Source organism: Paraburkholderia sp. SIMBA_030 (assembly GCF_046535245.1).
Lineage (GTDB): Bacteria > Pseudomonadota > Gammaproteobacteria > Burkholderiales > Burkholderiaceae > Paraburkholderia.
In genome coordinates this window covers 220328-240336 of sequence record NZ_JAWRXB010000002.1, presented here as the reverse complement: position 1 = coordinate 240336, position 20009 = coordinate 220328, and the positions used below count along the sequence as shown (strand labels likewise).

Sequence of the window (20009 nt, the reverse complement as noted above, 5' to 3'; positions counted from 1 at the left end):
TTTTACGTTCGAAGGGACATGCGCTTTCAAAATCTGCCGCGCTCCGCATTGACCAGCCCGGAAACACGCGTTAGGATCGTTTTCATGAACGCTTCTATCCATTCCCGTTTGCATTCTATGCACGCATGCTGTTGCAGCCTGCCAAGGGGAGCTTGCGTCTAGCGAGTCGATCTGTACACGTTCATGTCCCTGAGGCCACCCGTCATTAGACCGGTGGCTTTTTGTTTCGCCGTTTTGTTTTTAGCGCGCTCAACGCCAAGGGAATTCAAATGCCGCTTGCCTTGTACGACACCTGGTCGCGCACCATGCGCGCTTTCACGCCGATCAATCCGGACTACGTGGGCATGTATTGCTGCGGCCCGACGGTGTACGACCACGCGCATATCGGCAATCTTCGAACCTACGTGTTCGAGGACGTGCTGCGGCGCGTGCTGGCGCTGAGCGGCTACACCGTGCGGCACGTCGTCAATATCACCGACGTCGGTCACCTCGTCTCAGATGCCGACGAAGGTGAAGACAAAATGGAGAAGGGCAGCCGGCGCACCGGCGAATCGGCATGGGCGATCGCCGAACGATATACCGCGGCCTTCATGAGCGACTGGCAAGCGCTGAACCTGCTGGAGCCTGCCGTCTGGTGCCGCGCGACCGATCACATCGCCGAGCAGATCGCTTTCATCGCAGAGATCGAGCGCAACGGCTACACGTATCAGACTTCCGACGGTGTCTATTTCGACACCAGCAAACAGGACGACTACGGTTTTCTGGCGCGTCTCGACGTTGCGGGCTTGCAAGCAGGCAAGCGTGTTGCGGTAGGAGAGAAGCAGCGCGCTACGGACTTCGCGCTTTGGAAGTTCAGCCCATCCGATGCGACGCGCCAGATGGAGTGGGACAGTCCGTGGGGTCGCGGCTTTCCGGGTTGGCATATCGAGTGCTCGGCGATGTCGGCGAAATATCTTGGCCCATGGTTCGATATTCATTGCGGCGGTGAAGATCATGTCGCCGTGCATCACAGCAATGAAATCGCGCAGACGCAGGCGCGCCACGGCACACGTCTCGCGAACTTCTGGATGCACGGCCATTTCCTCATGCTCGACGCCGGCAAGATGTCGAAGGCAGGTGGCGATTTTGTGCGCTTGCAGACGTTGATCGATCGTGGCATCGATCCGCTGGCGTATCGCTATTTGTGCCTGACGGCACATTACCGGAGTACTTTGCGTTTTAATGAGGACGCGCTCGATGCCGCGCAATCCGCGTTGGACCGCTTGCGTAGAACCTACGTGCAATGGCCGGAAGGCGGCTCGCCCGATGCGCAGTTCGTGGCCCGTTTCAAGGCCGAGGTCGATCAGGATCTGAACTTGCCGCGCGCGCTCGCGGTGCTGTGGGAACTCGTCAAGAGCGATATGCCGGCGGCGACGCAACGGGCGACTGTCGATTACTTCGATACCGTGCTCGGATTGCGGCTCGCGGACTGGAAGGCGGACACGTTTGCCATTCCCGCAGATATCGCGCTTCTGACCGAGCAGCGTGAGAAGGTTCGGGCCGGCAAGGATTGGGGCGAGGCCGATCGGCTGCGCGAAGCGTTGAAAGAGGCCGGGTGGTATGTGGAAGACAGTGCAAGCGGGCAGTTGTTGCGGCCGCTCGATAAAACCGGGTTGTGAGCGTGACGAACAACTGCGGCTACTGCGTGGCCAGTCATACAGCCGCGGCCCGCCGCGCCGGTATGACCGACGAGATGTTCGGCGAGCTGCTGGCGGTGGTCGGAATGGCGAACGAAACTGACCGGCTCGCGGTGGGATATCGCGCACCGATCGATCCTGCGTTCGAGTAGCGGCGAGCGGCAGCGTCAACGCTGTACGCCGCGCCATTCTGTCAATAAGACGGGCAACTCTGCCATGTCCCGGAAGACGTGAACCGCACCGGCGCCATGCAGCGCCGTCGCGCTGCTGTGGCTCAGTTCTCCCGGACAATATCCGAACACCGTCGCGCCGGCCGCCACGCCTGCGGTTGCGCCCGTCACGGTATCTTCCACGACAGCGCAGCGTTTCGGATCCACGCCTAATGCTTTGGCCGCGGCCAGATACACATCGGGAAACGGCTTGCTGCGAGGCGCTTCGTGGCCGCTGAAGATGCGCCCCTCGAAGCAATCGAGAATGCCGGCCTTCGTCAGTTGCAATTCCACTTTGATCCGGTCGGCACCCGAGGCGACCGCGATGCGTCCATCGAGTGCCGCGTGCAGCGCGCGGACTGCGTATGCTGCACCCGGAATTGCCACCAGGTCCCGGTCGAGCGCCGCGTTACGGCGCGTGCGAAATTGCATGAGCCACTCCGTGGTGATCGCGAAGCCGGTGCGCGCTTCGATCAACAACGCTTCATCCTTGACGGCCTTGCCGACGAAAATGCGCATCGTCTCTTCTACGCTCAGGTGCCAGCCTAGCTCGCCGAGCATTTCGGTCAGCACGCGGTTGGTGATGGGTTCGGAGTCGACGAGCACGCCGTCGCAGTCGAAGAGTACGGCGTCGAAAGGGAAATCGGCCATCTGGCAGAGGGTATGGATAAAGGTTCGTGGAACCGTGAAGGATACCGTACCGGCTTACAAGGCACTGCGCAGCGGCTAAGGACGGCGCGTGAGATTTTGCCGATGGCGCCAATTTTTTGTCTTTTGGATGTGGCTTTTTTATTACAGCGCGCCGTTCTACCCGAGTGCGTGAGACAATTCGATCCAGTTATTTTGTAACCTATTGGTAGGGCATTTGTTTGCTAGTTGCGCATAGGGTTATTTCCGAAGTGCCGAAACTATTCGGCATTCTGGATCTTCCATGCGGTATTCAACGTCGAGCGTGAGTAGTTTCTCACGAGATGCACCGGCATCTTCATATGGACGATACCTGCGGCGGACGCGTGCTAACCAGCTCGGTGACAAAGAGTCGGTCAACCGACGAATGGCGGCCCTAGTACGACGAACATACGTAGCGTTGCCTGCTCAAGCATTGGATTGCCAATGCACCGTCCGGCTTGGACGGTGCGCGAAGATTATGTCGCGTTGGTTTCGTGCTGGACGGATCATGTGGCGTTCAGGCGATATGCGCGTCGGATGTCGTTTACTACATGCAGATATATCTGAGACTGATGGAAACAAGTTATGCCGGCCCCGTGGTTCCGACCGAATCCATGATTGCAGAAGCCAGTCGGGTGTCGATGAAGCAGCAACGCCCGATGGTCGTCTGGTTTACCGGAATGTCCGGCGCTGGAAAGTCGACGCTGGCGCGCTTGCTCGAAAAAGAGTTGCACGCCAGTGGTTTTCACACGTTCCTTCTCGACGGCGACAATTTGCGTCTTGGGTTAAACAGCGATCTGGACTTTTCCGATGCCAGCCGGCATGAAAGTATCCGGCGAGCTGCTGAAGTTGCACGGTTGATGGTCGATGAGGGCCTGATTGTGATTGCTACATTCATTTCACCGTTTCGAGCGGATAGGGATGCGGCTAGGGCTTTGTTCGAGAACGGTCAATTCTTTGAGGTGCATGTTGATGCGCCGTTTGAGGTTGTCGAGGCGAGGGATGTCAAGGGGCTCTATAAAATGGCTCGAGACGGAACGCTGAAGAAGTTCACGGGCATCGATTCGCCGTACGAGCCTCCAGTTGCTCCGGAATTGCGTTTGAATACGGCTGAACTTACTCCTCAAGATGCGCTGCAGCAGGTACTCCTGATAATTGGAATGCTGGCATGAGTTCAGCTTCGAGCGGTGTCCAAGCCCGCGGACAGCCACCCGGCGTGGCTATCACGACGTGCTCGCATATCCGGGCGGTTGTGCGATGCGAACCAACATGATCCGGGATACATCGCCGTTCTTAAAAGACCGATTTAATCCGTGTTTCCCCAATAAACCAAAAACAAAAGAAAGGCCACCGCCCCGGCAAAAAAGAACCGTTTCTCCTTGCAAAAAAAAGAAAAAACTAGCGACGGATTTCCCCACACTCCCGCGTTTAAGAAGAAACGGAGCCCTTCCAGCCTCCGGCACTCAACGGGAGAAACAACAATGTCACCAGCCAAACCGATCCGCCTCGCAATGGCCACCCTTGCGACGATCGCGGCGCTATCAAGCGCCCCAACCCCGGCATCGGCACAAGCCATCATCGTGGCCCCCATAGCGCCACCCCCACCGCGCGTCGAGGTCGTGCCGGCACCGCGAGTCGGCTACGTCTGGGACCGAGGCCGCTGGCGCTGGGACCACGGCCGTTACGTATGGGTAGGCGGCCACTGGCAGCCAGTACGCGCCGGCTATCGCTGGATACCCGGCCATTGGATCCAGCGCGATCCGAACTGGCGCTGGGTCGAAGGTCACTGGGCCTGACAGCATCGCCCCCGCCGGCGGCGCCACGCACTACAACATAACCGGGCAGGGTTGCCATGAAAACGCTCTTGATTGTTCTTCTGGCTACGCATCGCCGGATGCGTGGTCGTCCCGGCACGGCCGGCCTACTATCGCCCGGCGGCCGTCGTATATTGATTGCGACGGATCTGCGAACCAGACACCGGACGTCACCCAGTCACGATCTGGCGAGTTAGAGGAAAAAACGTGGAATGCATCCCAAGGAGCAACGGCAAGTGAACAACACACCTCCGGGAAGGCGGTTCACAGAACAAGCGCCAAGGAGCCGCACGCCTTGAGCGACCGCGATCCCGACGCGGACCTCGTGGCGCGGGTCGGTCGACAAGACCCGGCCGCGGTCCGCTCGCTCGTCGCGCGCAAACTGCCGCGCTTGCTGGCGCTCGCCACGCGCATGCTGGGCGACCGCATGGAAGCGGAAGACGTTGCGCAGGAAGTTTTTGTACGGATCTGGAAACAGGCGTCGCGATGGAACGAAGGCGAGGCAAGGTTCGACACGTGGGTCCACCGTGTCGCGCTTAATCTCTGCTATGACCGGCTACGCGGCCGGCGCGAAGATCCGCATGCCGAGTTGCCGGACGAGATCGACCCCGCCGCGCCGCCCGAAGCGACACTCGACGCGCGTGCCAGGGATCGGCGGGTTCGCGAGGCGCTGGCCGCTTTGCCGGCACGCCAGCGTGAAGCGCTGGTGCTCAACTACTACCAGGAAATGTCGAACATCGACGCTGCCGCCCTGATGGGCATCACCGTCGATGCGTTGGAAAGTCTGCTGGCTCGCGCGCGCCGCAATCTGCGCGCTCAACTGGCCGGCAGCGGCCTTAACGAGGACAAGTCATGACGCCCGAAAGATTCCACCAGATCGTCGAAGCCTATGGCGCCGATCCGCGCCGCTGGCCGGAACAGGAGCGCGCGGCGGGGCAGGCATGGGCCGCGCTGCATCGTGCCGAGGCCGACGCGGTACTGGCCGAAGCGGCCGGAATCGATGCGTGGTTTGCCGCCGGTACGGTCGACCCGCCGGGCGCGGCTTTGCTCGAGCGCATCGTCGCGAGCGCGCCGGTGCGGCGGCCGGCTGGGCCGCGCCGCCGGCTGTGGTGGTCGGGCGCGGCGGTGGCGGGTGTCGGACTGTTGGGTGGCGTGGCGGGCGCGCTTGCGGTGTCGTTTTTCGTCTTGACGGGTATCGCGGCGCAAGTGCATGGCGCGTCTTATTTAACTTCGAGTTTCGGCGGTTCATCCGCCGATTGGAGCGACGAATGAACGGCCGGTCATGGAAATTCGTGCTGGTGGCCTCGCTGGTGCTCAATGTGTTTCTGCTGGGCGCGATTGTCGGTGGTGCTTATCAATGGTTCGCGGCGCATAGCGTAACGGGTACGGTGTTGGCGCAGCAGCACGCGTTGCGCTTCGCCGCCGAGACGCTGTCTGCCGAGCGTCAGAAGGCCTTCGTCGATGGCTTGAAGAACGCGCGCCGCGACGGACGTCAGTTTGCGCGAGACGGACGCGAAGGGCGTCGCGAAGTGCTGCGTCTGCTCGCCGCGCCGCAGCTGGATCGCCCGGCGCTCGACGCCGCGCTGGCGCGCACACGCGAAGCCGACAGCGCGTTGCGGGCGAAAGTGGAGGGCAGCGTGGCGGATTTCGCGGCGACGCTGTCGCCCGAGGAGCGCGCCAGATTCGCAGAGAGTTTGAAGTTGCGCGGGCAATGGCGGGTGTCGCAAGCAGCGGGGAATGCGAACAAGCCGGCGAATCAGTCGCCGAATCAGTCGGCAAGCGAACCGGCGGGCGATTAAAAAAATTCCACAGCGGCACGACGGAATTCATCGTGGTAGCCGTTTAAAGGTTATATCCAACGCCGGAGAGGACGGTATGGCCAACACACCGAACGTCAACGCTGCAGCGATTGCGCTCAACCGCTTCGGTCTTGGCGCGCGCGCCGACGATACGCCGCCTGCCGATCCGAAGGGCTGGCTGCTTGCGCAATTCGACCAGTATCAGCCGCGGCCCGCTGCGTGGGCGAGTCAACCCGACTCGGTGACGCTTGCCGCTGAGTTCGAGCGGCTGCGCGTGCAGAGGCAGCAGAACCGACAGGCGCAAAACCAGCAGGCGCAGCAGGAGCAGCGAGCCCAGCAAAACCAGCAGGCGCAGCAAAACCAGCAAAACGCGAGCGATGCCCCAGCCACGAACCCAACCAGCACGCAGACCGCTTCCCAGACCAACGCACAAGCCGAAAAAAAAGCGCTACGCAACGAAGTTCTGGACATCTACCGATCATCAGTGAACGCGCGCGTGGCCAGCGCGCTCACCACCCAGACGCCATTCATCGAACGGCTGGTCCACTTCTGGGCGAATCACTTCGCGGTGTCGTCCGAAAAGCCTGCCGTCGCCGTGCTGGCCGGCTCATTCGAAGAGGAAGCGATCCGCCCGCACGTGCTGGGCCGTTTCGAAGACATGCTGATCGCCGTCGAGCGTCATCCGGCGATGCAGCTGTTTCTCGATCAGACGCGCTCGGTCGGCCCGGACAGCGTCGCGGCGATGCGCGCCGCGCAGCGCAATCCGGATCGCAAGCGCGGCCTCAACGAAAATCTCGCGCGCGAAATCATGGAACTGCACACGCTGGGCGTGCGCAGCGGCTATAGCCAGGCGGACGTGACCGAGTTCGCCCGCGCGCTGACCGGCTGGAGCGTGGCCGGCTATCAAGGCGCTCAGCCGAACGGCGCGACGCCCGGCAGCTTCGTGTTTCGCACTGCGCTCCACGAGCCGGGTTCGCGAACCATCATGGGGCGCCGCTACGACCAGTCCGGCGACGAGCAGGCGCTCGCGATCCTGCATGACCTCGCAAGCGCACCGGCGACCGCGCGACACATCGGCGGCAAACTCGCCCGGCATTTCGTCGCCGACAATCCGCCCGCGGACGTGACGAACCGGCTGGCGAGCGCGTTCCAGCGCAGCGGCGGCGATCTGTCGACCGTCTATCGGGCGTTACTGGACATGCCGCAAGCGTGGTCGCCGGTGGCCGTGAAGTTCAAGACGCCGTGGGAATGGGCCATTTCTTCGATGCGCGGACTCGGTTGGCAAGACCTCGGCAACATGCAGACCGCGCCCATCCTGACGCAACTCGGGCAGCCGGTGTGGCGGCCGGGCTCGCCCGCCGGCTATGACGACATTGCCGCGAGCTGGGCCGCGCCCGATGCGCTGGTGCGCCGGGTCGAAGTCGCGCAGCGCTTCGCGGCCCACGTCGGCGACCGGCTCGATGCGCGTGCGCTCGGCCAGACCTTGCTGGCCGATTCGCTCAGTGCGCCGAGCGCCACTGCGGTGGCGCGCGCCGAAAGCGCATCGACCGCGATTGCGCTGCTTCTGGTCTCGCCGGATTTTCAACGGAGGTGAACGCCATGCTTTCCCGCCGCAAGTTTCTGAGCTTCGCCGCTGCCGGCGCCGGCGCGATGTTCGTGTCGCCGCAGATTGCGTTCGCGAATGTCGCCACCGACCGCCGCTTCGTCTTCGTGATCCAGCGCGGCGCCGCCGACGGCCTGAACATCGTCGTGCCGTACGCCGAGCCGGACTACGCCAAACTGCGCGGCGCGCTGGCCATCGATGCGTCCGCTGCCACGCGGCTCGACAGCACCTTCGCGTTGCATCCCGCACTCGCGCAGACCGCCGCGATGTATGCGGATCGCCAGGCGCTGTTTGTGCATGCGGTGGCGTCGCCGTATCGCGACCGCTCGCACTTCGACGGTCAGAACGTGCTCGAGACCGGCGGTGCGTCGCCGTATCAGATGAAGGGCGGCTGGTTGAACCGGCTCGTCGCGTTGCTGCCGGCCACGCGCGAGAGCGCGATCGCCTTCGCGCCGACTGTGCCGATGGCGCTGCGCGGCACGGCGGAGGTGACATCGTATGCGCCCTCGGCATTACCGCAGGCACCCGACGATCTGCTCGCGCGGGTCTCGCAGCTGTACGACCAGGATGCGCAACTGCGGCCGTTGTGGGAATCGGCGATGGCCGCGCGCGGACTGGCGGGCGACGCCGGCGCGCGCCAGGATGCGGCGAGCCTGGGCAAGCTCGCGGCCGGGTTTCTTTCGCGCGACGACGGCCCGCGGATCGCGATGATCGAAACGGGTGGCTGGGACACGCATAGCGCGCAGAATCCGCGCCTCACGAATCAGTTGAAAGCGCTCGATACGATGCTTGCCGCGTTTCGCGACGGCATGGGGCCGTTGTGGGGCAAGACCACCGTGCTGGTCGCCACCGAGTTCGGCCGGACCGCCGCGGCCAACGGCACCGGCGGTACCGATCACGGTACCGGCTCGGTGGCGATGGTGATCGGCGGCGCAGTGGCCGGAGGACGCGTGATTGCCGACTGGCCAGGCCTTAGGCCTGGCGATCTTTACGAAGCGCGGGATTTGAAGCCGACGAGGTCGCTGGATGCGATGATCGCGGGTGTCGCGAGTGAGACTTTCGGGTTGGATTCTCAGCGCACGGCGAGGGCGTTGTTCGGGGAGGTTCGGCCGATGAGTGGACTCGTGAGGGTCTAGTTTTTGTTGCCTTTGGCGGCGGCATGGGTGTTTGCCTGCCGCCGCCAAAGGCAAAAAACCTGCTTATCAACCTCCACCACCGCCGTTAGGCGCCCCAATAGTCAGCTTGTTATTCACCGACTTCACGCCCGCAACATTCTTGGCCACTTCTTCCGCCTTCGGAATCTGCGCCCCATCGGGCACCGTCCCGGTCAGCGTCACCGCGCCGCCTCGCGCTCGGACAAACACGTTCGACACATCAAAATCCTGCGCTTTCGCCAACGCCTTACGCACGTCCAGACCCAGCTTCCGGTCCATCTTCTTGGTTGTTTTCGTACTGGGAGTCGCCGCGGCCGTATCGTTCGTCGCCATCGCGTCGCTCGACTGGGCATAGGCGCTGGCCGCCGTCGCCATACACAAGGCGACACCGAGCGCCTTCAAAAGATTGACTGTTTTCACGTTTTCTCCATTCCTCGAAAAGTTGATTTCGCATCGTTGCATGAAAAAAACCATGCGCTTGCGAGCACTGCGCCGTCCGCCGGGAGCACCTTGTCTTATAGAAGAGTGACATCGTGAAGCCCCCAACGCGATTAAACAATACTCCAGCAAATGACTGGGCGTCGAAAAACTGTGCGAAACACCGATGCTCCGCAGTCCAAACCGATCTCGGCAACTTACGAAAAATCGACAGCGCATCCAAAGAACACTCATCGACTGATTGGCGGGGGCAAGGGCGCAGCACGCGGGTCGCAGCCGCGCTGCGCCCTGCAGGCCGCGAGACCGGCGGCTATTCCCGTTTCAAACTCAGGCGCTTACTCCGGCCCAGACCCGGCCCGTGAGCCCGGTTTCTTTCGTTGCAAGGACGGCGAGCGCTCTGTCAATTCCGGCGCCGGGTCCAGACTCGATGCCTGTCCGCCCGCGAACTGCCGCCGATAATGTGCGGGCGTCGTGCCCTTCATGGCCTTGAACTGCCGGTTGAAATTCGCGACGTTCGGAAATCCGGACCTCGCGGCGACGACCGAAACCGGCGCGGAAGTATCGACAAGCATGCGGCATGCGTGGCCGATCCTGACACGCGCGATGTAGCTGCCGACGCTTTCGCCGACGTGCTGGACAAAATACCGGCTAAGCGAACGCTCGGACAGATTGGCGGCGGTACACAGGTCCGATAGACGAAGTTGCCCGGCGAATTTTGCATCGATGATGGACAAGGCACGGTTGATGCGTTCAGGCTCGTGGCCCGATGGTCTGCCTGCCCGGTCGTTGCTGAAGGCGCTGGGCGAGGCGAGCGGCTGACCCGGCGCGTCGGCGAGAAAACACAGCAGATCCAGTGTCGCCGCGAGGCGCTCGCGAGGGGCATTCGAAAGCAGTTCATCGAGCCGGGCATGCATCGTGGCGCCGGCGTTCGCCTCAAATGCGAGCCCGCAGGCGGCTCGGCGAAGCAGCATGTCCGGAACGTATCACTTATCCCTGCTCGCCGGCGCTATGCTCGCCGATATATCAACCCCATGGAGACACTGATGACCGCCCTGCATATCGATGACTTGCCCGCCGCTATCAGGCAGGCCAAGAAGGACCTGCGCGAGCAACTTCCCAACTACCGCGAAGTGTTTCTGGAGCTCGAGCAGGCCATCGTCCGCGAAGCCGAGTCGATTGAAAAACTTGGAAGCCTGGGCGAACCCGTCATTCCTGAAATCAATTTCTCCGACATTGCCGCGAACCGTGTGAGCGCCGCGCAGATTGCCGTGGTCAAGCAGCGGGGCGCGTGCGTCATCCGCGAGGTTTTCGACCGCGGGCTCGTCGCCGGCTGGGACCGCGACATCGCCGACTACGTCGAGCGCAATGGACTCGACGCGCGGCTGGCGAATCGTGCCGAAGACAAGTACTTCGGACAACTGGCGTCCAGCAAGCCGCAGATTTACGGTATCTACTGGTCGAAGCCTCAGGTGTTGGCCCGTCAGGCGCCGTCACTCACGGCAGCTCGGGTTTTTCTGAACAAGCTCTGGCGTTCGGAAAGCGACGCGCAGGTGCACTTCGACCCGGAGCGCGTGCCGGTTTATGCCGATCGTCTGCGGCGCAGGCCGCCCGGATCGGCATCACTGGGTTTGTCGGCGCACTGTGACGGCGGCTCCGTCGAGCGCTGGATCGAGGAAAATTTCCGCAAGGTCTATCGTCACGTGTTCGATGGCAACTGGCAGCGCTATGACCCGTTCGATGCCGCGTTCAGAACCGAGGTACGGGAAATCGCCTCGCCGGCGGTGTGCTCGATGTTCCGTACGTTTCAAGGTTGGACCGCCTTGACGCCGCAAGGGCCGGGAGACGGAACGCTGCAACTCGTACCGATTGCGAACGCGATGGCCTATATCCTGTTGCGCGCGCTTCAGGACGATGTCGCGGACGACGACCTGTGCGGCGCGATGCCCGGCCGTGCGCTGTCGATCAAGCCTGAATGGCATGCACCGTTATTCCGTGCGTTGTCGTCGATACCGAAAATGGCAGCGGGGGACACGGTCTTCTGGCACAGCGATGTGATCCATGCGGTCGAGGACGCGCACAACGGCACCGGCTATAGCAATGTCATGTACATCGCATCGGCGCCTGCCTGTGCGAAAAACGACGAGTATCTGAAGCGCCAGTTGCCAGGCTTTCTCAGCGGGGAAAGTCCACCGGACTTCCCGGCCGATCACTTTGAAGTGGACTTCCATGGACGTGCCACTGCCGACGACCTCACGCCGCTCGGAAGAGATCAGCTCGGCTTCAATCTGTAGCGAACGGAACGGCTGACGGCGCAGGCGCGCGCCGTCAGCGGCTCGGCGCCGTATCGCGGCAACCGGCGCCGTCGGTACCTGAAAATGCATTTGGCTGTAAGCTCTATTCGGCGCGCGCGAAGCACGCGTGCGCTTTCGCCGTTGTGAACGAAGATTCGCGGAAAGACTTTAACGACGTTGCCAACTACCGAGAGGGAATATCAGATGAAGTTTTTTGCCATGAAGAGAGTCATGCTTGGGCTGGCGGTCACGGCCATGGTCGCAGGCAGCATTCCGCTGGCTGAAGCGCAAAGCGCAAGCGCTGCGGGCGCCACCGCCGACGTCGCCACACCAGACATGGCGAGCAGCGCGAAACCCACCAAAGCCGAACGCAAAGCGGCCCGCAAACAGGCTCGCGCGAAGAAAAATGCTGAGTTGAAGAAGCTGGAGGATGCAGGCTATCAGCCGGGCAGAAACGACCCGAACTATCCGACCGATCTGCAGAATGCGCAGAAGAAGGCCGGGATCGGGGCAGGCGCGAGTCAGTAACGTGCGCGGTCGCCGCGCGAGGCGGAATAGCGCACGCGCGGCGACCGGTCCGGAACCAGGCAGGGCGTTGCGGCCCGCCTGAAGAAATCTCGGCCGCGGCGCTCAACGCGCGCCGAGCGTTTCTATCAACATATCGACGAACGCCTTGACCCGCGCCGTCATCTGTAACTGTTGCGGGTACACGGCGTAGATGTCCGCACCCGGCGTCCGATATTCCGGCAGCACATGGATCAGGCGTCCATCGGCCAGATACTCGGCAACGTCCCATTCGGCCCGCATCAGAATGCCGTGTCCGTCCAGCGCCCACTTCACCGCGATCTCGCCGTCGTTAGTGGTCAGATTGCCGCGCACGCGCACCGTCTCGGTTTTTTCGGCCGCACCTCGTCCGCTTGTTAGCCGCCATAGGCCGTAGCCGTCGCCGCCCTGGCGAATGCCGATGCAGTTGTGCTGCGCCAGCTCCGCAGGGCTGCGCGGCGGACGCCGCTTTGCAAAATAGGCCGGCGCGGCACAAAGCAGCCGCCGGTTCGGCGCCACTCTGCGCGCAATCACGCGCGCATCCGGCGGTTCACCGAAGCGCACGCAGACATCGAAGGCGTCGTCGCTGAGCGGCGGAGGGTCGACGGATAGCTGCAACTGCACGTCCACCTCCGGATAGCGCCGCACAAACTTCGATATCAGCGGCGCCACGTGACTGCGGCCGAAACCGAGCGTCGCGTTCACGCGCAGCAGGCCTTTCGGGGCCGCCTGCGAACCGCCCAGCAATTGCGCCAGATCGTCCATCTCGCTCAGGATGCGCCTCGCGCGCGTGAGATAGAGCTCGCCCTCCGGCGTGAGGCTCATGCGCCGTGTGGTCCGGTTCACGAGCGCCACGCCCGCGCGTAATTCCATCTGCGCCAGATGCTTGCTCACGGCCGCCGTGCTCAAGCCGAGTTCACGCGCAGCGGCTGTCAGGCTGCCGCTGGCGGCCAGCGTGGAAAAGAATGCGAGGTCGTCCGGCTGTATCGACGAAGTCATCGGAGCGGGTTGATTGTCAACTTCAGGTTAAGGATGCTTTGAGTCTAGCAGCGTTTTCATGCCGGCTCCTCGTTCTACGATGACGCTATACGTTCAACACCATGGAGACGCCAGTGAAGACCTATCGCATCGCAACCATCCCCGGCGACGGTATCGGCAAGGAAGTCGTGCCGGCGGGCCAGCAAGTGCTCGAAGCCATCGCCGCGCGAAGCGACGGCTTGAAATTCGAATTCGAGAATTTCGGCTGGGGCGGCGACTACTACCGGCAACACGGTGTGATGATGCCCGCCGACGGTCTGGATGCAATCCGCGACAAGGACGCGATTCTGTTCGGCTCGGCGGGCGACCCGCACATTCCCGACCATGTGACGCTCTGGGGATTGCGCCTGAAGATATGTCAGGGCTTCGACCAGTATGCGAACGTGCGCCCGACCCGCATTCTGCCGGGAATCGATGCGCCGCTAAAACGCTGTGGCCCGAAGGATCTCGACTGGGTCATCGTCCGCGAAAACTCGGAGGGCGAATATTCCGGCGTGGGCGGGCGCGCGCACCAGGGCCATCCGATTGAAGTCGCAACCGACGTCTCGATGATGACCCGTGCGGGTGTCGAGCGGATTCTTCGTTTCGCGTTCCGTCTGGCGCAGTCGCGGCCGCGCAAGCTGCTGACCGTGATTACGAAGAGCAATGCGCAACGCCACGCAATGGTCATGTGGGATGAGATCGCATTGGAAGTGTCGAAAGCGTTTCCCGACGTTCAATGGGACAAAGAACTCGTCGACGCCGCCACCGCGCGCATGGTCAACCGGCCCGCGACGCTCGACACCATCGTGGCCACCAATCTTCATGCGGACATCCTGAGCGACCTCGCCGCTGCACTCGCCGGCAGCCTCGGCATCGCGCCGACGGCGAATCTGGACCCGGAGCGCCGCTATCCGTCGATGTTCGAGCCGATTCACGGCTCCGCCTTCGACATCATGGGCAAAGGCCTGGCTAACCCGGTCGGCACGTTCTGGTCGGTCGTGATGATGCTCGAGCATCTCGGCGAGCGCGCCGCCGCGCGCAAGTTGATGGATGCAATCGAACGGATCACGGCTGACCCCGCGCTGCACACGGGCGACCTCGGCGGCAAAGCCACCACGGCTCAGGTGACCGAGGCCGTGTGCGCGATCCTCGCCGAGGACTCTGCAATCAAGTTCCAAGCCGCCTGAACGCCGGGCGTACGTGACGCAAAAAACATAACGCCCGGACGAACACGTACACGTGCACGCGTCACGGGCGGGGTTCAATGGAGACTGGCATGACCCATGAATTGCAAGCCCGCGTGGTTCGCAAGCTGACCTGGCGCATTCTGCCTTTCGTGATGCTGCTTTACTTTGTCAGCTTTCTCGATCGCGTCAACGTCGGCTTTGCAGCCATGACGATGAACAAGGACCTCGGCCTCTCGCCGACCATGTTCGGACTGGGTGGCGGCATCTTTTTTCTCGGCTACTTCCTGTTCGAGGTGCCGTCGAATCTCATTCTGAACAAGGTTGGTGCGCGCATCTGGATTGCCCGCGTGATGGTGACGTGGGGGTTGGTTTCTGCCGCCTCGGCGTTTGTCGTCGGGCCTCACTCGTTCTACACGCTGCGCTTTTTGCTCGGTGTCGCCGAAGCCGGTTTCTTCCCCGGCATCATCCTCTATCTCAGCCAGTGGTTTCCGGCCCGGCAGCGGGCCGTCGCCGCTGCCGCGTTCATGGCAGCAGCACCTTTGTCGACCGCCATCGGTTCGCCGATTTCAGGTGCAATCATGCAGATGCCTGCTTTGTTCGGCCTGAAGGACTGGCAATGGCTGTTCATCATCGAGGCGATTCCGGCAGTGATTCTCGGCTTCATTGTTCTGAAGGCGCTCACGGACTCGCCCGACAAGGCAAAGTGGCTCGCCGCGGATGAAAAGGCATGGCTCATCGCAACCTTGCGCGAAGAGCGTCTGGGGCGCGAGTCGCATGCGGGCCACGCCGCGGGTGCGCTCGCCGCGCTGCGCGACGCTCGCGTGTGGGTCATGTCGATGATTTACTTCGGCACTTCGGCAGGTCTTTACACGTTAGGCCTGTGGGCACCGCTGATCATTCGCCAGTTCGGCTTTAGCGCGTTCGGCACAGGCGCATTGAACGCGATTCCGAGTGTGCTGGCTGTGATTGGCATGGTGCTGTGGGCTCGACATTCGGACCGCAGCGGCGAGCGCACCTGGCACGTCGTCATTCCGTGCGTGGCGGCGGGCATCGGGCTCGCATGGGCGGGTTTTGCAGACACGGCGGTTGCGGTGGTGCTGGCGCTGGTGGTCGTGAACGTCGGCATCAGCGCAGCGAAGGCGCCGCTTTGGGCCATGCCGAGTACATTTCTCTCGGGCGCCGGCGCGGCCGCGGGCATCGCCATGATCAACTCGATCGGCAACCTCGGCGGTTTCGTCGGTCCGTTTGCGATCGGCTGGTTGAAAACCGTCACAGGTGGATACGCCGCCGGACTTTACGTGGTTGCTGCGAGCCTCGCAGTATCAGCCATGCTCGCTTTGGCTATCGGCCGGCGAGGATATCGGACTGCGCCCGCGCCGCAATGAGGACGCCGGGTTTCTGAATAGAGACGCGCCCAACGCCCGCGCCGTTAGTCGTTAGCTGACTTTGCATCTTGCGGACGGCGCGGGCGTGCAGGGCGTCGATGCGCGGCTTTTTCAATGGTCGAACACCGGCGAATGCTTGCCGGCGAAGCGAGCCACCGACCCCTGCGAAGAACCGCCGGCAGGCGCACCGTATCCCGAGCTGTCGGCAGAAGCCGAAGCCTTGCGTGCGGGCTGCTGATATTGCGGGCTCGACGGGTTGCTTTGCGCATCGTGCATCGAAGCAGCGTTTGACGAGGCTGACGTCGCGTCGTTCATCGGCGTGTTCGTCTGCTGTGCGAACGACAACGTCGGGATCGCGAGGATCGACGCGATAAGAATGACGTGTTTGATTGCTTTCATGATGCTTCTCCAAAAGTGTGATGGTGCAGCAGCGCCGGCCAATCCGGTCGATGCGTTCACACAGAATAAGCAGTTTTCTTTAACTTATCCTTAGGCGAGATTCAATGCTCCGATGGTGCATCGGAGCACGGAAATTGCTGCGAGATAGCGGGCACGTCCTGCGTTTTAAGTGAACCCGCTTAAGCATGTCTTAAGCATGCAGGACATGCGAAGCCGAATCGTGACGAGAACCGTTGGCGTTCTCGCTCAAGCCCCGTTTTAGGGGCTTTGTGATTTCCGTGCGTGAATCGAGTACGCTTGGTTATTAAAGACTCGCATGCGGACACTTCATCATGGCATCCAAACACGAATTAAAGCGCTACAGGGCCAATTTCTCCGATGAACTTCATAGTGCCGCGCTGTACGAAACGCTGGCGGAGGTCGAAAAGGATGACACGCGCAAGGAGGTCTATAGCGACCTGGCAAAGTCCGAGCGCGAACACGCGCAGGTGTGGGCCGACAAGCTGAAGGCCAGCGGGGTTCCGGCGAAAGGGGCCGGGCAGGCGGTCAAAACCCGCCTGATGAAGGCACTGGTGCGCATTTTCGGCGCGGGCTTCGTCTTGCCCACGCTCGCCGCGGCCGAGTACGCCGACCGTAACAAATACCAGGGGCAACCGGACGCGCGCCGCATGTCGGCCGACGAGCATCACCATGCCGCAGTGGTCCAGACGCTCGCTCACGGCCGCGGCGATCCGGACATGTCGCAGGGCGCGCGGATTGCGGCAGCGGAGACATGGCATAAGGGCGTGTCGTCGGGTAACGATCTGCGCGCAGCCGTGCTGGGCGCGAACGACGGGCTGGTTTCGAACTTCTGTCTGATCATGGGCGTGGCAGGGGCGGGCACAGGCAACAAGGCCATTCTGTTGACCGGACTCGCCGGGCTGATAGCCGGAGCGTGCTCGATGGCCTTGGGTGAATGGCTGTCGGTGACCAATGCTCGCGAGCTGGCGAGTACCCAGATCGCGAAAGAAGCCGAAGAACTGGAAATTTCCCCAGAGGCCGAAGAGCACGAACTCGCGCTGATTTATCGCGCCAAGGGTCTCGACGCAGGTGAGGCCAAACGCGTGGCATCGCAGATGATGCGCGACAAAGACAAGGCGCTCGATACATTGACGCGCGAGGAACTCGGACTCGACCCGGCAGAGCTGGGTGGAAATCCCTGGTCGGCTGCGGGCGTCTCCTTTTGCCTGTTCTCGATCGGTGCGATTTTTCCGGTCATGCCGTTTCTGTGGACACACGGGTTTAACGCAATCGTGCAGTGTGTCGTTCTCAGCATGCTTGCGCTCGCGTCCATCGGCGTCTTCACGTCACTCTTTAACGGCAGAAGCTCAGCGTTCTCCGCGCTGCGGCAGGTGGTTATCGGGCTGGTTGCCGCTGCGTTCACATTCGGGGTTGGCAAGCTGCTGGGCGTCTCCATTTCCTGACAGCAAGCTGAGGCTGGCCTACGCGTTGCCGCCGAAGCCCCAAAAAGCGCTTTTATTGCACTGCAACGCCGCCACTTGCACCAACGCGACACGCCCGCTGACCGCTTCAATCCCTCGCAAACCCTTGTCCCACAAGGCTCCGAGTGCCACGCGCCGGCGTCCGCGCCGTTGCGCTGTCGCATTTTCACATGTGGTTGTCGCAAATAGTCGGCTAGCCGTACTTTTTTCTGGCAACTATGTATGCACAGCGCGGACGGACGTCCGCCACGCTAGGAGAGCATTCAATGAATTCCCCCAAGGTCGTGGTTGAAGGGCTGTGCAAGGTGTTCGGCACCAACCCGAAACAGGCGATCGGCATGCTGGCAGGCGGCGCGACGAAAGAAGAAGTGTTCGCGCGCACCGGTCAGATTGTCGGCGTCCACAACGTGTCATTCGAAGTCAAGGAAGGCGAAATCTTCGTGCTGATGGGCCTGTCCGGCTCCGGCAAGTCGACGCTGATTCGCCTGATCAATCGCCTTGTGGAGCCGACAGCCGGCAAGGTGCTGATCGACGGCCGCGATGTCGCCAGCGTGCCGCGCTCGGAACTGACGGCGCTGCGCCGCAAGGACATGAGCATGGTGTTCCAGTCGTTCGCGCTGATGCCGCAACGCACCGTGCTGTCGAACGCTGCGTTCGGGCTCGAAGTGGCGGGCCTCGGCCGCAAGGAACGCGAGCGGCGGGCGATGACCGTGCTCGAGCAGGTCGGTCTCGCGCCGTTCGCCGAGAAGCTGCCGGCACAACTCTCGGGCGGCATGCAGCAGCGCGTGGGTCTCGCGCGGGCGCTGGCGGTCAATCCGTCGCTGATGATCATGGACGAGGCGTTCTCCGCGCTCGACCCGCTCAAGCGCAAGGAAATGCAAAACGTGCTGCTCGACCTGCAACGCGAGCAGCAGCGCACCATTCTGTTCGTGTCGCACGATCTGGAAGAGGCGATGCGCATCGGCACGCGGATCGCGATCATGGAAGGCGGCAAGGTGGTGCAGATCGGCACGCCGCAGGAAATCATCACGAATCCCGCAGACGATTACGTGCAGGCGTTCTTCGAAGGTATCGACACGAGCCGCTATCTGACAGCCGGCGACCTGATGCAGACCGATGTCGTGCCGCTCATGCACTCGCCGCACATCGACGCGTCGAGCGTTGCCGCCACGCTGAACGGCAGCGCCGGGTACGCGTTCGTGCTCGACGGCGAGCACCGGATTCGTGGCTTCGTTTGCCGCGATGCGACGGGCAGCGCGTCGCCGCAGGTCAACCACATCGAATGCATTCGCCATAGCACGCCGCTCGACGACGTCGTCGAGCGCGTGGTGGCGAGCCGCGCGCCGTTGCCGGTCGTCGACGCCGACGGTTTCTACTGTGGTTCGATCAACAAGACGAACGTGCTGAACGTTCTTACGCGTCATCGAGGTTCCCATGTCTGAAATCATTCCGCTTGGCGCCTGGGTCGATCACGGCGTCCACTACCTGCTCGACCACGACGCGAAAACCTTCGATTCCATCGGCAAGGTGATCGAAAGCTTTGCCGCGCTGATCGAGCACGGCCTGCAATCCGTGCCGATGTGGGCGCTGATGGCATTCTTCGTCGGCATCGGCCTGTGGCGGGTCGGCTGGCGCTTCGCGCTGTTCACGCTGCTGGCGATGCTGCTGATCTACGGCACCGGCTTCTGGGATCAGATGGTGATTACCCTGGGCCTGACGCTGTCGTCGACCTTGATCAGCCTGCTGCTCGGCGTGCCGCTCGGCATCTGGACCGCGAAAAGCCGCTATGTCGAAATGATGGTGCGCCCGGTGCTCGACCTGATGCAGACGATGCCCGCCTTCGTTTATCTGATTCCGGCCGCGATGCTGTTCGGTCTTGGCCGCGTGCCGGGGATTCTGTCGACCGTGATCTTCGCGATGCCGCCCGCGGTGCGCCTCACCTCGCTCGGCATCAAGCACGTCAACCGCGAAATCGTCGAAGCAGGGCAGGCGTTCGGCTGTACGCCTTTGCAGCTGCTCTACAAGGTGCAGTTTCCAAATGCGCTGCCGTCGATCATGACCGGCGTGAACCAGACCATCATGATGGCGCTCTCGATGGTGATCATCGCGTCGATGGTCGGTGCGGGCGGTCTCGGCAACGACGTGCTGGCGAGCATTCAGCGCCTCGACATCGGACTCGGCTTCGAAAGCGGCCTCTCGGTGGTGATGCTCGCGATCATTCTCGACCGCATCACGGAAAGTTTCGGCCGCTCGCCGGGCATGGCGCGCGCACCGCTTCTGTCGGGGCTGCGCAGCGTGATGCGCGTGCGGCGTGCGCCGGCGGCGCAACACAGCTGAGCGG

19 protein-coding genes and 2 pseudogenes are annotated in these 20009 nt (G+C 62.5%); 16 read left to right on the top strand and 5 right to left on the bottom strand.

Features of this window, described 5'->3' with window-relative positions:
• Positions 1-269: 269 nt before the first annotated feature.
• Together cysS and SB772_RS04225 are read left to right on the top strand one after the other, a co-directional pair.
• Entirely contained in the window at positions 270-1658 is a 1389-nt protein-coding gene (cysS, locus tag SB772_RS04230) for a cysteine--tRNA ligase (protein WP_410832025.1), read from the top strand.
• Positions 1655-1828 (top strand): annotated as a pseudogene (locus SB772_RS04225) (carboxymuconolactone decarboxylase family protein); the annotation flags it as partial. The gene cysS and the pseudogene SB772_RS04225, both read left to right, overlap by 4 nt.
• A gap of 15 nt (positions 1829-1843) precedes the next feature.
• Here the strand turns inward: SB772_RS04225 and SB772_RS04220 are convergent.
• The gene (locus SB772_RS04220) at positions 1844-2536 is read right to left on the bottom strand and encodes an HAD family hydrolase (protein ID WP_410832024.1); all 693 of its coding nucleotides are present in this window, start codon (positions 2534-2536) and stop codon (positions 1844-1846) included.
• Between the two features lie 590 nt (positions 2537-3126).
• On the opposite strand from SB772_RS04220, the gene cysC reads away from it, so the two are divergent.
• From cysC to SB772_RS04185, 7 genes are all read left to right on the top strand, one after another.
• Positions 3127-3726 (top strand): adenylyl-sulfate kinase, encoded by a 600-nt coding sequence (gene cysC / locus SB772_RS04215; protein ID WP_410832023.1) that lies wholly within the window; start codon positions 3127-3129, stop codon positions 3724-3726.
• A gap of 309 nt (positions 3727-4035) precedes the next feature.
• Positions 4036-4350, top strand: coding sequence for a YXWGXW repeat-containing protein (locus tag SB772_RS04210; protein WP_410832022.1), 315 nt, complete (start codon positions 4036-4038; stop codon positions 4348-4350).
• A 130-nt stretch (positions 4351-4480) separates the two neighbouring features.
• Entirely contained in the window at positions 4481-5224 is a 744-nt protein-coding gene (locus tag SB772_RS04205; protein ID WP_410832250.1) for an RNA polymerase sigma factor, read from the top strand.
• The gene (locus SB772_RS04200) at positions 5221-5640 is read left to right on the top strand and encodes a hypothetical protein (RefSeq protein WP_410832021.1); all 420 of its coding nucleotides are present in this window, start codon (positions 5221-5223) and stop codon (positions 5638-5640) included. Before SB772_RS04205 ends, SB772_RS04200 begins: the two co-directional genes overlap by 4 nt.
• Positions 5637-6167 carry a periplasmic heavy metal sensor gene (locus SB772_RS04195; protein WP_410832020.1) on the top strand — a complete coding sequence of 177 codons (531 nt, stop codon included), beginning with the start codon at positions 5637-5639 and terminating at the stop codon, positions 6165-6167. The genes SB772_RS04200 and SB772_RS04195 overlap by 4 nt, the downstream gene beginning before the upstream one ends.
• 76 nt (positions 6168-6243) lie before the next feature.
• Positions 6244-7761 (top strand): DUF1800 family protein, encoded by a 1518-nt coding sequence (locus tag SB772_RS04190; protein WP_410832019.1) that lies wholly within the window; start codon positions 6244-6246, stop codon positions 7759-7761.
• A 5-nt stretch (positions 7762-7766) separates the two neighbouring features.
• Positions 7767-8906 (top strand): DUF1501 domain-containing protein, encoded by a 1140-nt coding sequence (locus tag SB772_RS04185; RefSeq protein ID WP_410832018.1) that lies wholly within the window; start codon positions 7767-7769, stop codon positions 8904-8906.
• Positions 8907-8972: 66 nt separating this feature from the next.
• On the opposite strand, the gene SB772_RS04180 is transcribed toward SB772_RS04185, so the two are convergent.
• Positions 8973-9344: a BON domain-containing protein gene (locus SB772_RS04180; protein WP_410832017.1), complete on the bottom strand. Its 372-nt coding sequence runs from the start codon at positions 9342-9344 to the stop codon at positions 8973-8975.
• Positions 9345-9697: 353 nt separating this feature from the next.
• Positions 9698-10330, bottom strand: a pseudogene (locus SB772_RS04175) (helix-turn-helix domain-containing protein); the annotation flags it as partial.
• Between the two features lie 75 nt (positions 10331-10405).
• On the opposite strand from SB772_RS04175, the gene SB772_RS04170 reads away from it, so the two are divergent.
• A complete protein-coding gene (locus SB772_RS04170) occupies positions 10406-11653 on the top strand; it encodes a DUF1479 domain-containing protein (RefSeq protein WP_410832016.1) in 1248 nt (415 codons plus the stop codon).
• Between the two features lie 204 nt (positions 11654-11857).
• Positions 11858-12181 carry a hypothetical protein gene (locus SB772_RS04165; protein ID WP_410832015.1) on the top strand — a complete coding sequence of 108 codons (324 nt, stop codon included), beginning with the start codon at positions 11858-11860 and terminating at the stop codon, positions 12179-12181.
• A 102-nt stretch (positions 12182-12283) separates the two neighbouring features.
• On the opposite strand, the gene SB772_RS04160 is transcribed toward SB772_RS04165, so the two are convergent.
• Positions 12284-13195 carry a LysR family transcriptional regulator gene (locus SB772_RS04160; protein ID WP_410832014.1) on the bottom strand — a complete coding sequence of 304 codons (912 nt, stop codon included), beginning with the start codon at positions 13193-13195 and terminating at the stop codon, positions 12284-12286.
• A gap of 113 nt (positions 13196-13308) precedes the next feature.
• On the opposite strand from SB772_RS04160, the gene SB772_RS04155 reads away from it, so the two are divergent.
• Together SB772_RS04155 and SB772_RS04150 are read left to right on the top strand one after the other, a co-directional pair.
• Positions 13309-14403, top strand: a complete 1095-nt coding sequence (locus SB772_RS04155) for a tartrate dehydrogenase (protein ID WP_410832013.1) — start codon at positions 13309-13311, stop codon at positions 14401-14403.
• Positions 14404-14492: 89 nt separating this feature from the next.
• Positions 14493-15788 (top strand): MFS transporter, encoded by a 1296-nt coding sequence (locus SB772_RS04150; RefSeq protein ID WP_410832012.1) that lies wholly within the window; start codon positions 14493-14495, stop codon positions 15786-15788.
• 111 nt (positions 15789-15899) lie between these two features.
• Here SB772_RS04150 and SB772_RS04145 read toward each other — a convergent pair whose 3' ends face one another.
• Positions 15900-16187: a hypothetical protein gene (locus tag SB772_RS04145; protein ID WP_410832011.1), complete on the bottom strand. Its 288-nt coding sequence runs from the start codon at positions 16185-16187 to the stop codon at positions 15900-15902.
• A gap of 332 nt (positions 16188-16519) precedes the next feature.
• Here SB772_RS04145 and SB772_RS04140 point away from each other — a divergent pair, with 332 nt between their 5' ends.
• From SB772_RS04140 to choW, 3 genes are all read left to right on the top strand, one after another.
• Entirely contained in the window at positions 16520-17650 is a 1131-nt protein-coding gene (locus SB772_RS04140; protein WP_410832010.1) for a VIT1/CCC1 transporter family protein, read from the top strand.
• Positions 17651-17934: 284 nt separating this feature from the next.
• Positions 17935-19110, top strand: a complete 1176-nt coding sequence (locus SB772_RS04135; RefSeq protein ID WP_410832009.1) for a quaternary amine ABC transporter ATP-binding protein — start codon at positions 17935-17937, stop codon at positions 19108-19110.
• Positions 19103-20005 carry a choline ABC transporter permease subunit gene (gene choW / locus SB772_RS04130; protein WP_410832008.1) on the top strand — a complete coding sequence of 301 codons (903 nt, stop codon included), beginning with the start codon at positions 19103-19105 and terminating at the stop codon, positions 20003-20005. Before SB772_RS04135 ends, choW begins: the two co-directional genes overlap by 8 nt.
• Positions 20006-20009 lie beyond the last annotated feature (4 nt).

What these genes read in the sequence shown, in the direction of transcription:
- SB772_RS04165 (WP_410832015.1), top strand. Translation starts at nt 11,858, where the DNA reads ATGAAGTTTTTTGCCATGAAGAGAGTCATGCTTGGGCTGGCGGTCACG.
- SB772_RS04135 (WP_410832009.1), top strand. Translation starts at nt 17,935, where the DNA reads ATGAATTCCCCCAAGGTCGTGGTTGAAGGGCTGTGCAAGGTGTTCGGC.
- SB772_RS04210 (WP_410832022.1), top strand. Translation starts at nt 4,036, where the DNA reads ATGTCACCAGCCAAACCGATCCGCCTCGCAATGGCCACCCTTGCGACG.
- cysC (WP_410832023.1), top strand. Translation starts at nt 3,127, where the DNA reads ATGGAAACAAGTTATGCCGGCCCCGTGGTTCCGACCGAATCCATGATT.
- SB772_RS04185 (WP_410832018.1), top strand. Translation starts at nt 7,767, where the DNA reads ATGCTTTCCCGCCGCAAGTTTCTGAGCTTCGCCGCTGCCGGCGCCGGC.
- SB772_RS04140 (WP_410832010.1), top strand. Translation starts at nt 16,520, where the DNA reads ATGGCATCCAAACACGAATTAAAGCGCTACAGGGCCAATTTCTCCGAT.
- choW (WP_410832008.1), top strand. Translation starts at nt 19,103, where the DNA reads ATGTCTGAAATCATTCCGCTTGGCGCCTGGGTCGATCACGGCGTCCAC.
- SB772_RS04220 (WP_410832024.1), bottom strand. Translation starts at nt 2,536, where the DNA reads ATGGCCGATTTCCCTTTCGACGCCGTACTCTTCGACTGCGACGGCGTG.
- SB772_RS04170 (WP_410832016.1), top strand. Translation starts at nt 10,406, where the DNA reads ATGACCGCCCTGCATATCGATGACTTGCCCGCCGCTATCAGGCAGGCC.
- SB772_RS04150 (WP_410832012.1), top strand. Translation starts at nt 14,493, where the DNA reads ATGACCCATGAATTGCAAGCCCGCGTGGTTCGCAAGCTGACCTGGCGC.
- SB772_RS04145 (WP_410832011.1), bottom strand. Translation starts at nt 16,187, where the DNA reads ATGAAAGCAATCAAACACGTCATTCTTATCGCGTCGATCCTCGCGATC.
- SB772_RS04200 (WP_410832021.1), top strand. Translation starts at nt 5,221, where the DNA reads ATGACGCCCGAAAGATTCCACCAGATCGTCGAAGCCTATGGCGCCGAT.
- SB772_RS04190 (WP_410832019.1), top strand. Translation starts at nt 6,244, where the DNA reads ATGGCCAACACACCGAACGTCAACGCTGCAGCGATTGCGCTCAACCGC.
- cysS (WP_410832025.1), top strand. Translation starts at nt 270, where the DNA reads ATGCCGCTTGCCTTGTACGACACCTGGTCGCGCACCATGCGCGCTTTC.
- SB772_RS04160 (WP_410832014.1), bottom strand. Translation starts at nt 13,195, where the DNA reads ATGACTTCGTCGATACAGCCGGACGACCTCGCATTCTTTTCCACGCTG.
- SB772_RS04195 (WP_410832020.1), top strand. Translation starts at nt 5,637, where the DNA reads ATGAACGGCCGGTCATGGAAATTCGTGCTGGTGGCCTCGCTGGTGCTC.